The following is a 17,071-nucleotide window of genomic DNA, read 5'->3' on the forward strand; positions in this document are numbered from 1 at the left end:
GGGTTGTAACAGAATAGGAAGTTGACATACTAATAGGTATAAAATTGTAAATCATGTCAACAAAAAAGAATACCAGAGAAGAAGAAAAAGTTTATGAAGCTGAAATTATAAACGACCATAATTCAGGAGATTATTTGGAAGATGATGCATATGAAAAACTCAAACATAGAGCTGAAGAAATCTATCATAAAGCGAAGGATGGAGCCAACAAAATTTCGGATGAGGCTAATGAAAAAATCAAGGAAGTAACGGAAATGGCAAAAGAGAGAGGTGAAAAGCTGAGAGCCGAAGCAAAAGAAGTTGCAGACGATTTTAAAGTTGAAGCCAAAAAATATGCTGAAAAGGCTGAGAAGGAGTTTGATAAAGCCATTGAAAAGACGAAAATTTTAGCTGAAGAAGCCAATGAAAAATTGGATGATTTTACTGATGAAGCTAAAGAGCAAATAACAGAGGTTTATAAAAAAACAAAGGGGTTTATTAAGAATTTGTTCAACGGAAAATAACATCCAATTGATTGATAACTAATTGAAACTGATTTAATTTTTTAGTACCTTTATAATCAATCTTCTAACCAAAATATTAAAATTATGTCTGACGAGAAAAATTTAAGTGACGACCTAAACGATATGTTAGGTGACGCTAAGGATAGCGCAAAAAAAGCAGCCGATAAAGCCAGTGAAAAAACAAAGGAATTTGCCAAGGACGCTAAGGAAGCGGCGTCTGAGTTTGCTGATGATGCTAAGGAAGTGTTGAGTGATGGTAAAAATGTGGCCATTATTGCCCATATACACTTAATAGGTTGGGTAATTGCCTTAATTATGAACAGTAGTAATAAAACCGAAATGGGGTCTTTCTATATTAGACAAATGCTAGGGCTGATTCTGTTGAGCTTTTTAGGAGTTATCCCGGTTCTAGGATGGATTTTATTGCTAGTTATTTTTGTTGCATGGATTATGAGTTTGGTAAGCGCTTTGGGAGGAAAAATGAAACCAACCTTTTTGCTTGGGGCTCAATTTCAAGATTGGTTTAAATCATTATAAAAGTTAAAAAAAGCCAAAAAAATTAGTTTTGGCTTTTTTGTTTCAAATTAACATCGTAATATTGCAATATATAATTTAATTATGGGAGTTACCAAAACACAAATATTTACAGAAAAGCAAAATGACTTGGCCCAATTTTTTAAAGTGCTAGGCCACCCCGCGCGTGTAGCGATTTTGCAATATATAAGCAATCAAAATGCTTGTATTTGCACTGATTTGGTTGAAGAAATTGGTTTGGCCCAAGCCACTGTTTCACAACACTTGAAAGAACTAAAAAGCATTGGGCTTTTAAAAGGGGAAGTAGAAGGTAAAAGCATGTGCTACTGTATTGATGTAGAACGCTGGACAGAAATACAAAATCAATTAAACACCTTTTTTAATAATACAAAATCTAATTGTTGCTAGCCTATATTGGGCATTATGCAATTCATTTAAACATAAAAAATAATATGAAAACACAAGAATTATTCAAAGTATTGGAAGACCATAAAGACAAATCATTGTTGTTCGAATATAAACCGGGCTTATTAGTTGGTGCCAATTACCATATCACAGAAGTAAAACATATTAAAATTGATTCTGTTGATTGTGGTTCACAAACGGACAGTTGGAACGAAACGATTATTCAACTATGGGAAAGCCCCAGTGAGTTGGGTAAAACGGAATACATGACTGTGCTAAAGGCTTTGGGGATTCTGAAGAAAGTAGGAAAGATGAAGCCTTATGATATAAACGCTGAAGTGAAATTTGAGTACAGTAACACTGCATTTCACACGGCACAGTTATTTGTTAACGATTTCGAAATAAATGGCAACAAACTAATAGTTAAATTAGCCGTTGAAAAAACAGATTGTAAAGCAAAAGAGCTTTGCGGCGTACCGCAGGCTTTACAGCCTGTTTATGAAAATGATGAGCCCTGCTGTTCACCAAATGGAAATTGCTGTTAGGCCATTACATAAAGCAGATTGGGGTGCTGTTTCAAAAATATATTCTGAGGGCATAGCCACAGGTGTAGCCACTTTTGAAACAGAATGCCCAAATTGGGACGAATGGAATACCAAATACCTTTCTAGTTGCAGAACGGTTGCAGTTATTAAAAATGGGGTGGTTGGGTTTGCCGTTTTAGCACAAGTGTCTAAACGGCAAGTTTACAGAGGGGTAGCAGAAGTTAGCATTTACGTTTCAAATGAATTTAAAGGAAAACACATTGGTGAATTATTGCTGAAATCACTAATTAAAGAAAGCGAAACCCATGGATTTTGGACATTGCAAGCCAATATTTTTTCTGAAAATATAGCCAGTATCAATTTGCACAAAAAATGCGGATTCAGAATGGTTGGCGTTCGAGAAAAAATAGGGAAACTTAACGGTAAATGGTACGACAATCAACTTATGGAAAGGAGAAGCAAAAAAATAGATTAAAAGGAATTATAGAGAAAAATGATAAACATTTTAGTATTGTGCACAGGAAATTCCTGTAGAAGCCAAATGGCACACGGATATTTAAATCATTTTTTGGATAACAGAAAGGTTAAGGTTTACAGCGCTGGCATAGAAACTCATGGTATTAATCCTGGTGCTGCTGCAATAATGAAAGAGGACGGCATCAGCATTGATTACCACACCTCAAACCACGTTGATGAATACGCCGATGTGGATTTTGATTTCATAATTACTGTTTGCGACCATGCCAACGAAAACTGCCCGTTTATTCCAAGCAAAAATGCAATAAGATTGCATCATAATTTTTATGACCCATCAAAATTAGTGGGGACGGAAGTTGAAAAGCATGCAGCTTTTTTAAAAGCCAGAGAGGAAATAAAATCATATTTTAAGAAATTTGTTGAAGAATATTTAAGCGCAGAAAAAGTGGCCTAATTTTCGTTATGGCCGTTGTTATTAAACTTGCGTTCCAATTCGGCTTGAAATTCCTCCATAACAGGGCGCACGGTACTTTCGGGTAAATCAGCAATTTTAATGTACATTAACCCATCAACAGAGTTGTTGAACAATGGGTCAACATTAAATGCTACCAGCTTTGCATTCTGTTTAATGTATTTTTTTAGCAGTACGGGCAAGCGCAATGCTCCTGGTTCTATTTCATCAATAATTTTATCGAATTTGTTCAAATCGGCTTCGGTTTCATCAAAAACAAAATCTTTGTCGGCGTCTTTTAACTTCACCTTAAATTCTTTTTTAGGCCTCACATATTGTGCTATATAAGGGTCGTAATAATGCGATTTCATAAACTCAATCATCAATGATTTTGAGAAATTTGAAAACTGGTTGCTAATGCTGACGCCTCCAATTAAAAAGTTATGTTCGGGGTAGCGTAGCGTGGTGTGAACGATGCCTTTCCAAAGCAAAAATAAGGGCATGGGTTTTTGTTGGTATTCTTTTATGATGAACGCTCTGCCCATTTCAATGGATTCGCTCATCATTTTATAAAGCTCGGGCTCAAATCGAAATAGGTCTTGAAGGTAAAACCCATTAATGCCGTAACGTTGAAAAATTTGCGACCCTAATCCCATTCTATAAGCACCTGCAATGATGTTGCTTTCATTGTCCCAAAGGAACATATGGTGGTAATAATTATCAAAAGTATCTAAATCGATGGCTTCGTTGGTGCCCTCGCCAACCTCTCTAAAAGTAATTTCCCGCAAGCGGCCTATCTCACGAAGTATGTTTGGTATTTTTTGGGCTTGCGCCAAAAACACTTCATAATTTTTACTCTCCAATAGACGTAAGTCCTCCTTTCTAAGTGTTTCAACTTCTTTCAGCATTAAGGCAGAATCAACCGGAGTAACTATGTTTTTGGGTGTTTTGGGTGTTTTTAATGTTGACGAAATATTATCCAATATTTTGGGTTTGTCTTCAAAGGCATTGGACAGCATATATGTTTTTCGCCTTAAAAATTCGCAGAACTCCTCAAGACCGATATGTTCTTTTTGGTCTTCCACGGAAATTGGTCTACCAATCCGAACTTTTATTGTTCGCCGTTTTTGGGTCAACAGTTCCGAGGGTAGTTTCGCCGTTCTAAAAGTGTCGCTAATTTTTGAAAGTTTATAAAATAGCTTACTGTTTTTGGCATGGAAATATATAGGAACCACAGGCACTTCAGCTTTTTTCACCAATTTCATGGCGGCTTCTTCCCAAGGTCTGTCCACCACCAGTTTGCCATCGCGATAGGTTGATACTTCACCAGCAGGGAAAATACCTAACGGATGCCCTTCCCTTAAATGAAGAATCGAATTTTTAAAACCTGCTACACTCGATTTGGCATCCTTTCTATCCTCAAAAGGATTTACAGGCATGATGAAAGGCACCAATGGCTCAATTCGGTGAAGTAAAAAGTTGGCTATTATTTTAAAATCCTTGCGTTGCTCCAACATTAATTTTAGTAAGAGGACGCCATCAATGCCTCCAAGTGGATGGTTTGATATGGTAATGTATGCCCCATCTTTTGGTAAGCGCTTTAAATCTTCTTCAGGAATTTCAAACTTAATTTTAAAGTCGTCCAAAATAGCATTTAAAAACTCAAGTTCGTTTAGGTGCTTATTTCGCTTATAAATTTTATTTAACGTAGATATTTTAAGAAGCTTCATTAAAAGCCATCCAATAAAGGTGCCAATAAACCCATATTTATCCATCTGAATGGCTTTGGCCACTTCTTTGGCAGATACTAAACCTATATCTTGTGGTTTGCTCATGGCTGTAAATGTACTAAATTGTTTATTTAGTTACTATTTGAATTGTTTCTTGAGTTAATTGTTTTAATAACACCGTTTTGTCCGCTTCTATTTGGTTTATTGCAGTTTGATTGTAGTGTCTTATCGTGTAAAGCGAAACGTTTTCATGACAAGTTACTTTAAATTTTGCTTTTAAATGCTGTAAAAGCTTATCTAAATTGTTATAAATATTGTCAATACAAACCGAAAAACTTATGGCTGAATTTTGAATAACATCAACCTTCATTTTAAATTGATGTAATAAGCTGAAAATTTCGCTAATATTTTCTTCAACAATAAATGAAAAATCTAAAGATGATAATGAAATCAATACTTGGTTTTTTTTCACTATAAAGCACGGAACCATGGGCTCTAAGGTGATATTTTTGCCAATTTCTGTCCCAGGTTTTTCTGGGTTTAAAAATGATTTAACGTATAGCGGAATTTCCTTGCGCTGTAAAGGCTGCAATGTTTTTGGGTGAATAACCGAAGCTCCATAAAAAGCAAGCTCAATAGCCTCACGATATGATATTTTATTTAGTATTTGGGCATTTTCAAAATATCGTGGGTCGGCATTCAATACTCCTGGAACATCTTTCCAAATGGTAACACTTTCTGCATTTAAACAGTAGGCAAAAATAGCTGCAGTGTAGTCGCTGCCTTCCCTTCCAAGGGTTGTGGTAAAATTGTTGTCATCACTTCCCAAAAATCCTTGGGTGATGTTTAAAACCGATTTATTGAATTTTGAGGATATTATGTTTTGTGTCTCGGTCCAGTTTACATTGGCTCGTCTGTAATAATTATCTGTTTTAATCAAATTTCTAACGTCAATCCAATTGTTGCTTAGACCAATACTGTTTAAGTACTCGCTAATTATGGTTGTTGAAACCAATTCACCATAACCAACAATCTGGTCGTACACAAAGCTGTAGTCTGGTGATTTGTTGACTTTTAACAAGGCACTTAATTCATCAAAAAGAGTAACTACTTTTTTAAAAACCTGATGATTTTCATTGTCAAACAAATCCAAGAGTATCTCATTGTGATATTTTTTTACTTCTTGGATAGAACTTTGTAATTCCGTTTTGTTTTCAAAATAATTTTTAACTACAACTTCAAGAGCATTGGTAGTTTTGCCCATTGCAGAAACGATGACAACTGTATTTGTGTGCCCCATTTTTTTTAAAACGGAGGCTAAGTTTTTTACGCCTTTGGCATCTTTTACCGAAGCCCCGCCAAATTTGAATACCTTCATGCTATAACTTTGAAATATAGTTTTTTATACCTTCTTCGCTTAATTGAACCACGTCCCAGTCACGCATCACCGTGGCACCTTTATTTTCATAAAAGGCAATGGCAGGTTCGTTCCAATCTAGAACCTCCCAATTAATTCGTTTTACACCAATACTATGGCCATATTTAATAACTTCATCCAAAAGGGCAGTTCCAATTCCGGTTCCGCGCATAGATTCACGAACAATTAAATCTTCTAAATGGATGGCACGACCTTTCCATGTGGAATAGCGGTTGTAAATTAACGCAATGCCTTCAATTTTTGCATTAACTTCGGCAACAAAGCACAGGAATGAAGGATGCTCTCCAAAACCATCCTGTTGCAAATCCTCAACCGTAACTTCAACGGCATCGGGTTCTTTTTCAAATATGGCAAGTTCCTTAATCAATTCCAAAACTTGAGGCATATCGTTTTTAACAGATTTTCTTATGGTAAAATTCATATTTCTTAAAAATTATATCAAATATAGTTTAAAGTTAAATAATGATGTAATCGATAACGAAAACGTTGTAGTTTGCCAAAAAAATCAGTTAATTTGTAGAAACAAACTAATCAATTATGGCTCATAAAAAGCAAACTCTAGGGGAATTTATTATAGAAAACCAGGCATCTTTTAAGTATTCCTCTGGTGAGTTATCAAGTTTACTTAATTCCATCCGCCTTGCTGCAAAAGTTGTTAACCACGAGGTAAATAAGGCAGGTTTGGTTGATATTATTGGTGCTGCCGGCGACACCAATATTCAAGGTGAGGACCAGCAAAAACTTGATGTTTATGCCAACGAGAAGTTTATACAAACGTTGACTAAACGAAATATTGTTTGTGGTATTGCTAGTGAAGAGGAAGATGATTTTATAACCATAAACAGTCAAGATGAAATGCACCAAAACAAATATGTGGTTTTAATTGACCCTTTAGATGGCTCTTCGAATATTGACGTAAATGTTTCTGTTGGAACGATTTTTTCTATTTACAGAAGGGTTACGCCAGTTGGCACACCCGTTCAGCTTGAAGATTTTCTTCAAAAGGGAAGTGAGCAGGTTGCTGCTGGTTATGTGGTTTATGGTACATCTACCATGTTAGTTTATACCACCGGCGATGGTGTTAACGGCTTTACCTTAAACCCTGCCATTGGATCATTTTACTTATCGCATCCTGATATGCAATACCCAGTTGATGGTAATATTTATTCGGTAAACGAAGGAAATTATATTCATTTTCCGCAAGGCATTAAAGATTATATTAAATATTGTCAAAGGGAAGAGGAAGACAGACCTTATACTTCTAGATATATTGGGTCATTGGTTTCCGATTTTCATAGAAATATGATTAAAGGAGGTATTTATTTATATCCTCAAAGCTCTAAGAATCCTAATGGGAAACTACGTTTGTTATACGAATGTAACCCTATGGCATTTTTGGCAGAACAGGCTAATGGTAAATCCAGTGATGGTTTTACACGAACTTTGGATGTTGAACCAACTGAGTTGCACCAGCGAGTACCGTTTATTTGTGGCAGCAAAAATATGGTTGAAAAAGCAGAAGAGTTTATGCGGAATGCTCAATAAATAAGGAAGATAATGGAACAAAAAATGCGAGCTATAAGCTCGCATTTTTTGTTCTATAATTATGCCTTAACCTATAAAGCAACCAAATCTCCGGCAACATCTTTTGATGGTAAATCTGATTTGCCCATCAAGTACAAATCTACTTGGCGAGCGGCTTCTCGTCCTTCAGAAATGGCCCAAACAATCAATGACTGCCCACGGCGCATATCACCAGCTGTAAAGATATTTGGAATGTTGGTTTGGTATTTGCCATACTCGGCTTTATAGTTTGATCGAGCGTCCCTTTCAATGCCCAATTTATCTGCCAACGTACTTTCTGGCCCTGTAAAACCTAGTGCCAGTAAAGCTAAATCGCATGGCCAAGTTTTTTCGGTACCAGGCACTTCAATTAATTGAGGGCGTTGGCCCGGAACCATTTTCCACTCAACATTTACCGTTTTTAAAGCGGTTAATTTATTGTTCTTGTCAGTAACAAATTCTTTGGTATTTATTAACCAATTACGTTCAACACCTTCTTCGTGTGAAGACGATGTTTTCAATTGCAACGGCCAGAATGGCCATGGTGTAGTTGGCGAACGGTGTCCAGGAGGTTTAGGCATGATTTCAAAATTCACAACCGATTTAGCTCCGTGGCGATTGGAGGTTCCAACACAGTCAGATCCAGTGTCACCACCACCAATTACAACAACATGTTTATCAGTAGCCATAACTTGGTTTTCAACTTTTTTACCAAAAAGTACTTTGGTTTGTTGCGTTAAAAAGTCCATAGCTTGTACAACACCATCAGCATCAATTCCAGGAGTTGGTAAGCTGCGTCTTTCAGTGGCACCACCACAAAGCACAACGGCATCAAAAACTTTTAATTCTTCAACATCATAATTAACCCCAACATTAACATTGGTTTTGAAAGTGATGCCTTCAGCCTCTAAAATGGCTAAACGACGGTCAATAATTTCCTTTTCCATTTTGAAGTTAGGAATGCCATAACGTAAAAGTCCTCCGATTTCATCATCTCTTTCAAAAACAGTTACGGTATGCCCAGCTCTATTTAATTGTTGTGCAGCAGCCAGACCAGCTGGACCAGAGCCAACAACGGCTATTGTTTTCCCAGATCTTGTTTTGGGAGGCTGTGGCTTAATCCATCCTTCCTTAAAAGCACGTTCAACAATTTGTTTTTCAATGTTTTCAATGGAAACAGGGTCTTCAATGATTCCTAACACACAAGATTTTTCGCAAGGCGCAGGACATAACCTTCCTGTAAATTCAGGGAAATTGTTTGTTGAATGCAATATCCAAGAGGCCTTTTGCCATTCGCCTTGGTGTACCATATGATTGAAATCTGGTATTAAATTCCCTAGAGGGCATCCACTATGGCAAAATGGAATGCCACAATCCATACAACGCGAACCTTGTTTTGTTATTTCTTCTTCACTTAATGGAACTGTAAATTCTTTATAATGTTTTACCCGTTCTTCAACAGGCGTGTATTTTTCATCTTGTCTTTCAAATTCTTTGAATCCGGTTACTTTTCCCATGACACTATGCTATTGTTAATTCTTCTACCATTTGTTCTTCTGTCTCTAAACGTTTTAAGGCACGTTTGTATTCCGTTGGCATCACCTTTACAAAATTGGCTAAGCTAGTATCCCAATCGGCCAAAAGTTTTTGACCAAGATTACTATTTGTATAAAGTACATGCTTTTCAATTAAGCCTTTTAAATCTGCAGCATCTTCCTGAGAAATATCTTCAAATTCAATGGTTTCAGTGTTACACAAACCGTTTACGAACTTATTGTTCGGATCATAAACATAAGCGATACCACCACTCATTCCAGCCGCAAAGTTTCTTCCTGTTTTTCCTAAAACAACAACTTTTCCTCCAGTCATGTATTCACAGCAGTGGTCGCCCACACCTTCTACAACGGCAATTGCTCCAGAGTTTCTAACGGCAAAACGCTCGCCAGCAATTCCGTTTATATAGGCCTGTCCTTGAACGGCACCGAACAAACAAACGTTACCGACAATGATATTATTTTCAGCTAAAAAGTCAGCTTCTGCAGGTTTTCTAACAATCAATTTAGCTCCAGATAATCCTTTACCTAAGTAATCGTTAGTATTTCCATCAAGAGAGAAGGTAAGTCCGTGTGCGCCGAAAGCACCAAAACTTTGACCAGCAGAACCTTTAAAGTTGATATTTAAAGTGTCTTCAGGTAAGCCCAAATGACCATATATTTTTGAAATTTCGTTACTCACAATAGCCCCAACAGTACGGTCAACGTTTTTGATTGGATAAGACAAATTCATTTTTTCCTTTCTATACAAAGCTCTGTGAGAATCTTTTAAAATAGTGAAGTCTAAAACGTTATCTAAATTATGTTCTTGTTGTTCCGTATTTCTAACCGTAAGCTTACTGTATGCACTTGGTCTGTGTAAAATGCTGGATAAATCCAAGCCTTTTGCCTTGTAATGCTTGATGGCTTTGTTGGCGTTGATTTTATGCGTTTGCCCAACCATTTCGGCCATGGTTCTAAAACCAAGTTGTGCCATGATACCTCTTAATTCTTCGGCTACATAATAGAAGAAATTAATAACGTGCTCTGGCGTACCTTTAAAGTTTTTACGTAACTCTTTATCTTGGGTTGCAATACCAACTGGGCAAGTATTTAAATGGCATTTACGCATCATAATACAACCGGAAGCAACTAGAGGTGCAGTTGCAAATCCAAATTCTTCAGCACCCAATAACGCCGCTATAGCAACATCACGGCCAGTTTTTAATTGACCATCACATTCTACAACAATTCTACTTCTTAGATTATTTAATACCAAGGTTTGTTGCGCTTCTGATAAACCAAGCTCCCATGGTAAACCAGCATGTTTTAATGAGGTTAGAGGAGATGCTCCAGTACCACCGTCATAACCAGAAATTAACACCACATCTGCTTTTGCTTTTGAAACACCAGCGGCAATGGTACCAACACCAACTTCAGAAACTAGTTTTACATTGATTCTGGCCTCGCGATTGGCATTTTTCAAATCGAAAATTAGCTGAGCTAAATCTTCAATAGAATAAATATCGTGATGAGGCGGCGGAGAAATCAACCCAACAAAAGGAGTGGAGTTACGTGCAGCGGCAATCCATGGCAAAACTTTATGTGCTGGAAGTTGCCCGCCTTCACCAGGCTTGGCACCTTGGGCCATTTTTATTTGAATTTCCTTTGCGTTGGTCAAATAGTGGGAAGTTACACCAAAGCGACCTGATGCAACCTGCTTAATGGCAGAGTTTCTGCTGTCTCCATTTACATCTTTTTGGAAACGCCTTCTATCCTCACCACCTTCACCAGAATTAGATTTACCACCAATACGGTTCATGGCAATGGCCAAATTTTCATGAGCTTCTCTAGAAATAGATCCGTAAGACATAGCTCCCGTTTTAAAACGTTTAACTATTTCGGTCCAATCTTCCACTTCTTCGAGAGGAATAGGGTCTAAGTTAGTAAACTCAAACAGCCCACGGATGGTCATCAAGTTCTCAGATTGCTCATTTATGGCTTTAGCATAAACGTCATAACTTTTTTGGTCACTCAATCTAACAGCCTGTTGTAATTTTGAAATAGTGGTTGGGTTGAACATATGGCGCTCGCCATTACGTCTCCATCTGTAATCTCCACCAATGTTTAATCCTAAGCGTTTATCAATTAATTTGTCCGGATAAGCCAGTTTATAGCGCTCGTTAATTTCTTTTTCAATTTCGTATAACCCAATGCCTTCAATTCTTGAAGCTGTATAAGGAAAATATTTTTCAACGAATTGCGAGTTGAAACCAACAATCTCGAAAATTTGAGAACCTCTATATGAATGTAATGTAGAGATTCCAATTTTGTTCATGATTTTAAGAATACCCTTACCAATGGCTTTGTTGAAGTTTTCTACAGCTTTTTCTTCATCCATTCCATGAATAAAACCTTCCTTAACCTGCATACGGATGATTTCGTTTACCATATATGGGTTGATGGCACTTGCGCCATAACCGAAAAGAACAGCAAAATGGTGTGGTTCACGTGGTTCTGCGGATTCAATAATGATGTCGAAATAAGAACGCTTACGCAAACGGTTCATTTGATGATTTACATAGGAACACGCCAAAAGTGCTGGAATAGGTGCGAATTCTTTATTCACGCCTCTGTCTGAAAGAATAATTATGTTTGTTCCTCTATCTAGAGCTTTTTCAACTTGAATTATAATATCATCTAAAGCATCTTCCAGACCATTCAATCCTTGGGCTTTTGGGTAAAGCATTTGGATGGTTTCAGCTTTAAAACCATCAATTGAAATAGTTCTAATTTTTTCTAAATCGGCATTGGAAACAACAGGGTTTTGTATTCTAAGTTTTCTACACTGTCTTTCTGTAATGCTGAAAATATTTCTGTCTTTACCTAAGTTTAAGGCAATATCGGTTACGATTTCTTCGCGAATACCATCTAATGGTGGATTTGTAACTTGGGCGAATAATTGTTTGAAGTAATTTGATATAAGTTGAGGTCTGTCCGACAAAACAGCCAAAGGAGTATCAATACCCATTGAGCCAAGGGCTTCTTTGCCTGATTCGGCCATTGGTGTAATGATTTCTTGGATATCCTCAAAAGTGTAATTGAATAAACGCTGTCTTGTTTTGATGTCAATCGTTTCAATCGGACAAGTTTCATTGGTGTAAGGTACGTTTCTTAAATGTAAGCGTGTTTTATCCAACCATTTTTTATAAGGTCTTTCGGAAACGATTTTACTTTTAATTTCTTCATCTTCAATAATTCGACCTTCGTTCATGTCTACCAAGAACATTTTTCCTGGCTCCAATCTACCATGGCTTTCAATGTCTGAAGGCGGAATGTTTACCACCCCAATTTCGGAAGACATGATTAATTTACCACTCTTGGTAACGGTATATCTCGATGGTCTTAAGCCATTTCTGTCTAATAAGGCTCCAATATAATTTCCGTCTGTAAAAGGTACAGAAGCTGGGCCATCCCATGGTTCCATGATGCAAGCATTGTACTCATAAAATGCCTTTTTGTCCTCACTCATGGTTTTGTGCTTTTCCCAAGCTTCAGGAATCATCATCATCATGATTTCAGGTAACGAACGTCCTGTATGAGTTAGCAATTCTACAACCATGTCCATAGAAGCAGAATCTGATTTTCCGGGCAATATTATTGGGAACAATTTTTCAATTTGTGGCCCAAAAACCTCACTCTTCATAATCTCTTCGCGCACACGCATTCTACTTACGTTGCCACGCAAAGTGTTTATCTCACCATTTTGGCACATATAACGGAATGGTTGAGCGAGTTCCCATGTAGGCATGGTGTTGGTAGAGAAACGTTGGTGTACCAAAGCAAGACGTGTAACCAAGTCTATTTGCTGTAAATCTGTGTAATACGGGCCGATGTCCTCAGGCATGATGATGCCTTTGTAAATCAACGTAGTTGTTGATAAACTTGGTAAATAGAAATACGAACTTTCAGATATTTTTGAATTTAATATTTCGTGCTCGGTTATTTTACGCGCCGCATATAATTTGGCATTAAAAATAGCATCTTTGATATCTTCAGTTTTGCCAATAAATATTTGCTCAATTGTTGGCTCTGAAGCCTTGGCAATTTCTCCCAGCTGGGTAGAATCTACAGGCACTTTTCTCCAGCCTAAAACAGATAGGCCTTGTGCTTTTATTTCTTTCTCAAAAACGGTTTTGCAAAACTTATATTGGTTTTTGTTTTTTGGCAAGAAAACCATACCCACAGCATACTCTTTTGGCTCTGGAATTTCAAAGTCGCAAACACGCTTAAAATAATCATGAGGGATATCAATTAATAAACCGGCACCGTCTCCAGTTTTTCCATCGGCACTTACCCCACCACGGTGTTCCAATTTTACCAGAATTTCCAAGGCATCATGTATGATTTGGTTTGTCTTTTCACCCTTAAGGTTACAGATAAAACCAGCACCACAATTTTCGTGTTCGAATTCTGGTAAATAAAGTCCTTGTTTCGTCAGCATAATCAACAATTATAGGTTTAAAATCTTGAGTTGAAGTGTAAAGATATGCACTAGTTTTCGAATTACAATAGCGAGAATTTCATTATTTCGATTTTAGGAGCTATACCATTATAAAAATAATTATCTATCAATATTAAACGGGTTTTTTAATAAATATTCAAACCACTTATTTTCAGTGTTAAATACAGATATGTTAATTAATGCTAACAAATAGCTGAATTAACAAAAAAAACAGCATCAAAAAATAGAAAATACTGACAATAATTCAAATATCAATGTTGTTGAAATAACAAAAAAATAAATAATTTGATGAATACCCTCAAAAAAATAGGGTTAAAATTAGAATATCAATAAAAGTAAACTAATTACCCCTATTTTTTATGGGGGTTAAAAGTTTTTGACATAGTTTTACGCCGTTCTTAAGGAAAAATTAACTAAAAGAATTAATAACTTAAATGAAAACAATTATGAAAAAACTTATTACACTTTCAATGTTCTTTTTAGCATGTAGCTTATTTGCACAGGAAGAAGCTCCGGCTCCAAAATTTACCGTTAGTGGTAGTGTTGATGCTTATGGTCAAACCTATTTAACAGCTCCTGATGATTCTGGTATAGCTTTCGGTACTGCTTTTGCAGATCAATCAGGTTTTGCTATCGGTATGGGTAATGTTATTTTTAGCTACGAAGGCGAAAAAGTTGGTGGTGTTGTGGATTTAGTTACTGGACCAAGAGGTGCTGGTGCTACATTTAACACTGACATTGTTGATGGTATTGTAAATCAGGCTTATGTTTACTGGAATGTTTCTGAAAGCACTACGTTAACATTCGGTAGATGGAATACTTTCTTAGGCTATGAGGTTATTGCTCCAGCAGCTAACTTCAACTACAGCTGTTCTTATTTATTCTCAAACGGACCTTTCTCACATGTTGGTTTAAAAGCAGATTTTGCTTTATCTGATGATATTAGCTTAATGTTGGCTGTTACAAACCCTTGGGATACTAACAATACCTCCATGACAGGTGAATACGCTCTTGGAGCACAATTAGGGGCTTACGGTCAATACCTTAACCTATACTATGATAGTGGTGAAAACGGTGGTTTAGGTTTTGAAATCGATTATACAGGTGGTTTTGATTTATCAGATAGTTTCTTCTTAGGAATCAATGCTGCTTATAACGATAATGATGGTGAAGGGTTCTACGGAGCTGCTTTATATCCTCAGGTAGCGACTTGTGAAACTTTCTCAATAGGTTTAAGAGGTGAGTACTTCGGTTACCATGGAGATGCGAGCGACTTGCCAAGTGTATTCGCTACTACATTAACAGGTAGTTATACTGTTGAAGATAACTTAATTATTAAGCCAGAGGTTAGATTGGATTCTTGGTCTAACTGGGATAGTGCATATATCGACAATGATGGTGCTCCTGCTTCTAGCTTAGCTGCATTCACTTTAGCTGCAATTTTGACATTCTAAGGAATGTTTGAAAAACAATAAAACAAAAATGAATAAAGGCAGGTTCATTATTCAATAAATAGAGAACCTGCTTTATTTACAATATTACTAACCCTAAAATTATTTATTATGTCAATATTAAATATCCCTCTTATTATGCAAGACACCGCCGCGATTGAAGGCGACATGGGAATGATGTGGATGCTGATTTCTGGTATCTTGGTATTCTTCATGCAAGCAGGATTCTTCTTAGTGGAATCTGGTATGACAGATTCTAAAAACGCGGTAAACATTGCCATGAAAAACTTCTTGGATATAGCAGTTGGTTCATTGGCTTTCTGGTTTATTGGATATTCTTTAATGTATGGAGCAGACCAAGGTGGTGGGTTTTTCCACTGGGGAGGGCTAGTGTTCTCACAAGGAGCTGCTGATTTATTCTTCCAAACTGTATTTGCCGCAACTGCTGCAACAATCGTTTCTGGAGCAATTGCTGGAAGAACAAAATATACAACTTATGCAATCTTCAGTATTGTATTAACAGCTTTCATTTACCCAATAGCTGGTGGATGGGAATGGAACGGTGGATGGTTAAACAACACCGATGGTATTATGCCTGCTGAGTTTATCGATTTCGCAGGTTCTTCTATTGTTCACTCTGTTGGTGGATGGGCTGCACTTGTTGCTGCTTGGATGGTAGGTCCTAGAATTGGTAAGTTCTTAAATGGTCAACCAAACGTTATGCATGGTCACAACCAAATGTACGCTACTTTAGGTGTGTTTATCCTTTGGTTAGGATGGTTCGGTTTTAACGGTGGTTCTCAATTAGCTTGGGGTGGAGATGACGCTACTGCTGCTTCTCAAGTAGTACTTGTTACAAACTTGGCTGCTGCTGCAGGTGCTTTAGGCGGATTGATGTTCACATGGATTAAAAACGGAAAACCAAACCTTGGTATGACATTAAACGGTGCCCTAGCTGGTCTTGTTAGTATTACTGCAGGTTGTGGTAATATGTCTGAAGGTGGTGCTGTGTTAGCGGGTCTTTTAGGTGGGCTATTGGTAGTGTTATCTATCGGATTCGTTGAAAAAACATTAAAAGTTGACGATGCTGTAGGTGCTATTTCTGTACACGGTGTAGCTGGTGCATGGGGTACTTTGGTAATTGGACTTTGGGGTATCGATGGCGACGCTGGTATTGGTCTGTTTAATGGTGGAGGTGCCGCTCAATTAGGTGCCCAAGCTATTGGAGTTGTGGCATACGCTGTCTGGGCCATAGCAATGTCATTTATTTTCTTGTTCATCATTAAGAAAGCATTTGGCGGATTAAGAGTTTCTGAAAAAGAAGAAATTGCTGGTCTTGATATTTCTGAGCATGGAGAAATCGCTTATCCAGGTAAGAGACAAAGAGAAATTGAAGAGTAATCTTAAGTTTAAATTAATATTATTAATACTAAGTTAAAAGATGCCTCAAAAAATGAGGCATCTTTTAAACTTTTACAGAGGAGAGGTATAAATAGTTAGGTTTTAGGGTAAATAAATAATTTCCTATTTTAACATACTAAATCAATTAAGACAATGAATTATGAAAAAAATTGAAGCAATTATCAGAAAATCAAAGTATCGTGTTGTTAAAGAAGCGTTACATGAAGTTGGCGTGAACTTCTTTTCATACTGGGATGTAACCGGTCTTGGAAACGAAAAGGAAGGTCATGTTTATAGGGGTATTTCCTATAGCACAAGTGATATTCAACGTAGATATCTATCTATAGTGGTTAATGACGATTTTGCTGAAAGAACTATTCAGGCTATTATAAATTCAGCAGGAACAGGTGAAGTTGGTGATGGTAAAATTTTCGTTTCAGATGTGGAGCAATCTTACAGGATAAGAACTGGAGAAAAAGGAGGAGAAACTTTAAAATAAAACAATTAAACAAATTA

Annotated in this window: 15 protein-coding genes; 10 read left to right on the forward strand and 5 right to left on the reverse strand. The window is 36.9% G+C overall.

Annotation, left to right across the window (positions count from 1 at the left end):
• The first annotated feature begins 53 nt into the window (after positions 1 to 53).
• The 6 genes from WJN01_RS05270 to WJN01_RS05295 all read left to right on the forward strand — a co-directional run bounded on the left by WJN01_RS05270 (position 54) and on the right by WJN01_RS05295 (position 2,918).
• Positions 54 to 503: a hypothetical protein gene (locus WJN01_RS05270; protein WP_445196089.1), complete on the forward strand. Its 450-nt coding sequence runs from the start codon at positions 54 to 56 to the stop codon at positions 501 to 503.
• 84 nt (positions 504 to 587) lie between these two features.
• Entirely contained in the window at positions 588 to 1,040 is a 453-nt protein-coding gene (locus WJN01_RS05275; protein ID WP_445196090.1) for a YtxH domain-containing protein, read from the forward strand.
• Between the two features lie 81 nt (positions 1,041 to 1,121).
• On the forward strand, positions 1,122 to 1,445 hold the full coding sequence (locus tag WJN01_RS05280) for an ArsR/SmtB family transcription factor (protein WP_445196091.1): 324 nt from the start codon (positions 1,122 to 1,124) through the stop codon (positions 1,443 to 1,445).
• 44 nt (positions 1,446 to 1,489) lie between these two features.
• Positions 1,490 to 1,987, forward strand: a complete 498-nt coding sequence (locus WJN01_RS05285) for a DUF6428 family protein (protein WP_445196092.1) — start codon at positions 1,490 to 1,492, stop codon at positions 1,985 to 1,987.
• On the forward strand, positions 1,941 to 2,462 hold the full coding sequence (locus WJN01_RS05290) for a GNAT family N-acetyltransferase (protein ID WP_445196093.1): 522 nt from the start codon (positions 1,941 to 1,943) through the stop codon (positions 2,460 to 2,462). Before WJN01_RS05285 ends, WJN01_RS05290 begins: the two co-directional genes overlap by 47 nt.
• Positions 2,463 to 2,480: 18 nt before the next feature.
• Entirely contained in the window at positions 2,481 to 2,918 is a 438-nt protein-coding gene (locus WJN01_RS05295; protein WP_445196094.1) for an arsenate reductase ArsC, read from the forward strand.
• Here WJN01_RS05295 and WJN01_RS05300 read toward each other — a convergent pair.
• The 3 genes from WJN01_RS05300 to WJN01_RS05310 are packed head-to-tail and all read right to left on the reverse strand — an operon-like array spanning position 2,915 to position 6,504.
• Positions 2,915 to 4,750: a GNAT family N-acyltransferase gene (locus WJN01_RS05300; RefSeq protein WP_445196095.1), complete on the reverse strand. Its 1,836-nt coding sequence runs from the start codon at positions 4,748 to 4,750 to the stop codon at positions 2,915 to 2,917. The two genes, WJN01_RS05295 and WJN01_RS05300, sit on opposite strands and share 4 nt — an antisense overlap.
• Positions 4,751 to 4,772: 22 nt before the next feature.
• Positions 4,773 to 6,023: an aspartate kinase gene (locus tag WJN01_RS05305; RefSeq protein ID WP_445196096.1), complete on the reverse strand. Its 1,251-nt coding sequence runs from the start codon at positions 6,021 to 6,023 to the stop codon at positions 4,773 to 4,775.
• A gap of 1 nt (position 6,024) precedes the next feature.
• A complete protein-coding gene (locus WJN01_RS05310; protein WP_445196097.1) occupies positions 6,025 to 6,504 on the reverse strand; it encodes a GNAT family N-acetyltransferase in 480 nt (159 codons plus the stop codon).
• Positions 6,505 to 6,620: 116 nt separating this feature from the next.
• Between WJN01_RS05310 and fbp the strand changes: the two genes are divergently transcribed.
• Positions 6,621 to 7,628, forward strand: a complete 1,008-nt coding sequence (gene fbp, locus WJN01_RS05315) for a class 1 fructose-bisphosphatase (RefSeq protein WP_445196098.1) — start codon at positions 6,621 to 6,623, stop codon at positions 7,626 to 7,628.
• Positions 7,629 to 7,699: 71 nt separating this feature from the next.
• Here the strand turns inward: fbp and WJN01_RS05320 are convergent, their stop codons facing one another.
• Entirely contained in the window at positions 7,700 to 9,163 is a 1,464-nt protein-coding gene (locus tag WJN01_RS05320; RefSeq protein WP_445196099.1) for a glutamate synthase subunit beta, read from the reverse strand.
• 4 nt (positions 9,164 to 9,167) lie between these two features.
• Positions 9,168 to 13,682 (reverse strand): glutamate synthase large subunit, encoded by a 4,515-nt coding sequence (gene gltB / locus WJN01_RS05325; protein ID WP_445196100.1) that lies wholly within the window; start codon positions 13,680 to 13,682, stop codon positions 9,168 to 9,170.
• A 467-nt stretch (positions 13,683 to 14,149) separates the two neighbouring features.
• Here gltB and WJN01_RS05330 point away from each other — a divergent pair, with 467 nt between their 5' ends.
• From WJN01_RS05330 to WJN01_RS05340, 3 genes are all read left to right on the forward strand, one after another.
• Positions 14,150 to 15,157, forward strand: coding sequence for an outer membrane beta-barrel protein (locus tag WJN01_RS05330; RefSeq protein ID WP_445196101.1), 1,008 nt, complete (start codon positions 14,150 to 14,152; stop codon positions 15,155 to 15,157).
• 108 nt (positions 15,158 to 15,265) lie between these two features.
• Positions 15,266 to 16,555 (forward strand): ammonium transporter, encoded by a 1,290-nt coding sequence (locus WJN01_RS05335; protein ID WP_445196102.1) that lies wholly within the window; start codon positions 15,266 to 15,268, stop codon positions 16,553 to 16,555.
• A 160-nt stretch (positions 16,556 to 16,715) separates the two neighbouring features.
• On the forward strand, positions 16,716 to 17,054 hold the full coding sequence (locus WJN01_RS05340) for a P-II family nitrogen regulator (RefSeq protein WP_445196103.1): 339 nt from the start codon (positions 16,716 to 16,718) through the stop codon (positions 17,052 to 17,054).
• Positions 17,055 to 17,071: the final 17 nt, after the last annotated feature.

Origin of the sequence: Tamlana sedimenti (assembly GCF_038148895.1) — a bacterium.
Classification (GTDB): domain Bacteria; phylum Bacteroidota; class Bacteroidia; order Flavobacteriales; family Flavobacteriaceae; genus Tamlana.

Coding starts and splice junctions, on each gene's coding strand:
- WJN01_RS05270 (WP_445196089.1), top strand. CDS start 54: ATGTCAACAAAAAAGAATACCAGAGAAGAAGAAAAAGTTTATGAAGCT.
- WJN01_RS05275 (WP_445196090.1), top strand. CDS start 588: ATGTCTGACGAGAAAAATTTAAGTGACGACCTAAACGATATGTTAGGT.
- WJN01_RS05280 (WP_445196091.1), top strand. CDS start 1,122: ATGGGAGTTACCAAAACACAAATATTTACAGAAAAGCAAAATGACTTG.
- WJN01_RS05285 (WP_445196092.1), top strand. CDS start 1,490: ATGAAAACACAAGAATTATTCAAAGTATTGGAAGACCATAAAGACAAA.
- WJN01_RS05290 (WP_445196093.1), top strand. CDS start 1,941: ATGAAAATGATGAGCCCTGCTGTTCACCAAATGGAAATTGCTGTTAGG.
- WJN01_RS05295 (WP_445196094.1), top strand. CDS start 2,481: ATGATAAACATTTTAGTATTGTGCACAGGAAATTCCTGTAGAAGCCAA.
- WJN01_RS05300 (WP_445196095.1), bottom strand. CDS start 4,750: ATGAGCAAACCACAAGATATAGGTTTAGTATCTGCCAAAGAAGTGGCC.
- WJN01_RS05305 (WP_445196096.1), bottom strand. CDS start 6,023: ATGAAGGTATTCAAATTTGGCGGGGCTTCGGTAAAAGATGCCAAAGGC.
- WJN01_RS05310 (WP_445196097.1), bottom strand. CDS start 6,504: ATGAATTTTACCATAAGAAAATCTGTTAAAAACGATATGCCTCAAGTT.
- fbp (WP_445196098.1), top strand. CDS start 6,621: ATGGCTCATAAAAAGCAAACTCTAGGGGAATTTATTATAGAAAACCAG.
- WJN01_RS05320 (WP_445196099.1), bottom strand. CDS start 9,163: ATGGGAAAAGTAACCGGATTCAAAGAATTTGAAAGACAAGATGAAAAA.
- gltB (WP_445196100.1), bottom strand. CDS start 13,682: ATGCTGACGAAACAAGGACTTTATTTACCAGAATTCGAACACGAAAAT.
- WJN01_RS05330 (WP_445196101.1), top strand. CDS start 14,150: ATGAAAAAACTTATTACACTTTCAATGTTCTTTTTAGCATGTAGCTTA.
- WJN01_RS05335 (WP_445196102.1), top strand. CDS start 15,266: ATGTCAATATTAAATATCCCTCTTATTATGCAAGACACCGCCGCGATT.
- WJN01_RS05340 (WP_445196103.1), top strand. CDS start 16,716: ATGAAAAAAATTGAAGCAATTATCAGAAAATCAAAGTATCGTGTTGTT.